At 63.0% G+C, this 3,295-nt stretch carries 4 protein-coding genes and 1 pseudogene; 4 read left to right on the forward strand and 1 reads right to left on the reverse strand.

Annotation, left to right across the window (positions count from 1 at the left end; translation table 11 throughout):
• Nucleotides 1-463: 463 nt before the first annotated feature.
• Nucleotides 464-688, reverse strand: a complete 225-nt coding sequence (locus tag EOA28_RS39100; protein WP_189342239.1) for a hypothetical protein — start codon at nucleotides 686-688, stop codon at nucleotides 464-466.
• A gap of 158 nt (nucleotides 689-846) precedes the next feature.
• Here EOA28_RS39100 and EOA28_RS29735 point away from each other — a divergent pair, with 158 nt between their 5' ends.
• The 4 genes and pseudogenes from EOA28_RS29735 to EOA28_RS39650 form a co-directional block, all read left to right on the forward strand.
• Nucleotides 847-1,857: a transposase gene (locus EOA28_RS29735; RefSeq protein WP_210214970.1), complete on the forward strand. Its 1,011-nt coding sequence runs from the start codon at nucleotides 847-849 to the stop codon at nucleotides 1,855-1,857.
• Nucleotides 1,847-2,623 (forward strand): IS21-like element helper ATPase IstB, encoded by a 777-nt coding sequence (istB, locus tag EOA28_RS29740; RefSeq protein WP_210214971.1) that lies wholly within the window; start codon nucleotides 1,847-1,849, stop codon nucleotides 2,621-2,623. Before EOA28_RS29735 ends, istB begins: the two co-directional genes overlap by 11 nt.
• Nucleotides 2,620-2,841, forward strand: a complete 222-nt coding sequence (locus EOA28_RS29745; RefSeq protein ID WP_128315577.1) for a hypothetical protein — start codon at nucleotides 2,620-2,622, stop codon at nucleotides 2,839-2,841. The genes istB and EOA28_RS29745 overlap by 4 nt, the downstream gene beginning before the upstream one ends.
• 106 nt (nucleotides 2,842-2,947) lie before the next feature.
• Nucleotides 2,948-3,295: pseudogene (locus EOA28_RS39650) on the forward strand (transposase); the annotation flags it as partial.

Raw genomic sequence — 3,295 nt, forward strand, 5'->3', positions numbered from 1 at the left:
TGCCCACGCCGTGCTGTCGGCGCTGCGACTGTCGGCTGTCGCCGTTCGTTCGCACCGGCTTCGTGCGTCGCCGGGGGCCTCGTTATGCCCGTGAAGCTGACTACGCAGACGGAGAGCCCGCATCATGACCATCAGCCCCGAACTGGAAGCGCAGATCCTGCGCCTGTATCACGCCGAGAAGTGGCGCTGCGGCACCATCGCCAGGCAATTGCATGTCCATCACACGACGGTGCATCGCGTTCTGGCCCAGGCGGGATTGCCCCGGCATAAGCCGCTGCAGAGAGCCTCAATCATTGAACCGTATCTGCCATTCATTGAGCAGACGCTGGAAAAGTTCCCCTCGCTGACCGCCAGCCGCCTTTATGCGATGGTGCGCGAGCGCGGCTACCGGGGCTTGCCGACGCACTTTCGGCACCTGGTTGCCCTGCACCGTCCACGCAAGCCGGCCGAGGCGTTCCTGCGGCTACGCACATTGCCGGGCGAGCAGGGACAGGTCGACTGGGCCCACTTCGGTCACATCGAGATCGGCAACGCCCGCCGGCCGCTGATGGCGTTCGTGATCGATATCGACCGCGGGCAGAAGACGGCTGCTTGCCATCGCCGGCGCCGAAAGGCGCTCCGCACAGACCAGGCAGTCGGCGGCCGATGTCCAGTAGCGCGCAAGGTGAGCGAAACCGCCCTTCCGCATCGGCGAGAATGTCGAGGTCGGCGCGATTGCCGTCTACATACTGGCGCCCAATTCGACCTTGTGGAACCAGCCGGTGCGAGAGGAGATCGGCCTCTTCGCCACCAAGCTGCGCACCCTACTCACGCGACATCTACCTGCGCTTCTTCCTCGACGCGCGCATGGAAAACTTCCTGCGCGGTCACGTCGGCGCGTTCAACACATGGTGCGGGCTGCCCAGGGTCCTGCTCTATGACAATCTCAAGAGTGCGGTGCTCGAGCGCCAGGGCGATGCGATCCGCTTCCATCCGACGCTGCTTGCCTTCGCCGGCTTCTATCGGTTCGAGCCACGTCCTGTCGCGGTTGCCCGGGGCAACGAAAAAGGCCGCGTCGAGCGCGCCATACGGCATATAAGGGAAGCATTCTTCATCGCCCGCAAGTTCACCGACCTCGACGATCTGAATGCCCAGGCCGAACAGTGGTGCCGCAACCAGGCAGCCGACCGGCCATGCCCCGAGGACCGGACGATAACGGTCCGCCAGGCGTTTGCGCAAGAGCAGCCACTGCTTCTGCCGCTGCCCGCCAACCCATACCCCGTCGAGGAGCAGGTCGCCGCCAGGGTCGGCAAAACGCCCTATGTGCGCTTCGACCTCAACGATTACTCGGTACCGCATGCTCATGTCCGGCGCACGCTCAGCGTGCGCGCCGATCTCGGCCTGGTCCGCGTCTTCGACGGCGCAAAGATGATCGCCAGTCACCGTCGCAGCTATGATCGTGACCAGCAGATCGAGGACCCTCAGCACCTCAAGGCTCTCGTCGCAATCAAGCGCGAGGCGCGCCAGCATCGCGGCCTCAACAGCCTGGCGCGCGCCGTGCCGGCCTGCCAGACGCTGATGATCCGGGCCGCCGAGCGTGGCGCCAATATCGGTGCGATCACAAACGCGATGCTGAAACTGCTTGACCTGTACGGCGCGCAGGAACTGCAGGCCGCCGTCGAGGAAGCTTTGCATGCCGGCGCCTCCCATTCCAGGTCGGTTCGCGACGTACTGGAACGCCGCCGGGTCGCCCGTGGTGCTCCGCCGCCGCTCGAAACGAGCCTGCCCGAACATGTGCGGCGCAAGGATACGACGGTGCGGCCGCATCGCCTCGACAGCTACGACCAACTGACCCTTGGAGGCAAAGATGATGAATAATCCCGATATCCTGCTCAACCGGGCCAAGGCGTTGCGCCTCAATGGCCTGATCACCCATTGGGACGAAATCGCTGGCGCGGACTGGCTGGCCGCCGTCCTTCAATGGGAAGAAGAGGAGCGCTCCGACCGTTCGATGCGGCGACGCATGCGTGCCGCCAGGCTCGGCCACTTCAAGCAACTGTCCGATTATGATTGGCACTGGCCTCGCCGCATCGACCGCGCCGCCGTCGAGGATCTGATGACCCTGTCCTTCATGAACGATGCCGCCAACATCGTCTTTATCGGCCCCAACGGCGTCGGGAAATCGACACTTGCTCGCAATGTCGCTCACCAGGCGCTCATCTGCGGTCACACCGTCCTCTTCCGAACCGCCAGCGAGATGCTCGGCGAACTCGCCGCCCTCGACAGCGACGCAGCCTTGCGCCGACGGCTTCACCACTACGCCGCCGCCGACGTTCTTGCGATCGACGAGGTCGGGTATCTGTCCTACTCGAACCGTCATGCGGACCTGCTGTTCGAGCTCATCAGCCGGCGCTACGAAAAACGCTCCACCATCATCACCACCAACAGACCCTTCGCTGATTGGTCGGAGGTCTTTCCCAATGCCGCCTGTGTCGTCAGCCTCGTCGACCGCCTCATGCACCGATCCGAGGTGATCTCCATCGAAGGCGATTCCTATCGCTTCAAGGAAGCGGCCGAGCGATCAAAGGCACAGCGCGAAAAACGCACCAGCCGCTCCTCCGGCGAAAAGGTGCCCGCGGCATGAAACCAGATCCTCAACCGTCCGGCCTCAGTCGTGGAATCGACTTCCTCATCAATCCCGAATGGACACCCGAACAGGCGCTCGCGGTCTTCGAGTTCCTCAACGATCTCGCCGACAGCATCTGGTCGCACTACTGCGTCAAACTCCAGGAACTTATCCAGGAGCAGCAACGAACACCGACCGATCACAGCGATATCGAAAACGCCCCGTCCCCGTTCTGAAGCACACATCCTCGACACTCGGCGGCCTGCAAAGGCCGCCTTTTTGTTGCCTCCACAAGCACCAAACTCTTGTCGTCGTTTAGCCGCGCTTTTGAAAAGCCATCAACACCGTAAGAACGACCAAGCGTGGATAGAGCAGAAAAATGGCGCGGTTGTACGGAAGCTCCTGGGGTATCGGCGCTTCGAGGGCTTGGCGGCAGCCAGGGCGATCACGCGCCTCTACGGGGCATCCCGGCTGTTTGTGAACTTCTTCCAGCCCTCGTTCAAACTGGCTGCCAAGCAACGCGACGGCGCGAAGGTGGCCAAGCGCTATCATCCACCACAGACTCCCTGCGAGCGTCTCCTGCAAGCGGAAGGTATGCCGATTGCCGCCAAGAGCAGGCTGAGCGAAATCGCCGCCGACCTCGATCCGCTGAAGCTTCTGGAGGAAATGCGAGCTGTGCAGGCTTATCTG

This window comes from Mesorhizobium sp. M2A.F.Ca.ET.067.02.1.1 (genome assembly GCF_004023285.1).
In the GTDB taxonomy this organism is placed as follows: Bacteria; Pseudomonadota; Alphaproteobacteria; order Rhizobiales; family Rhizobiaceae; genus Mesorhizobium.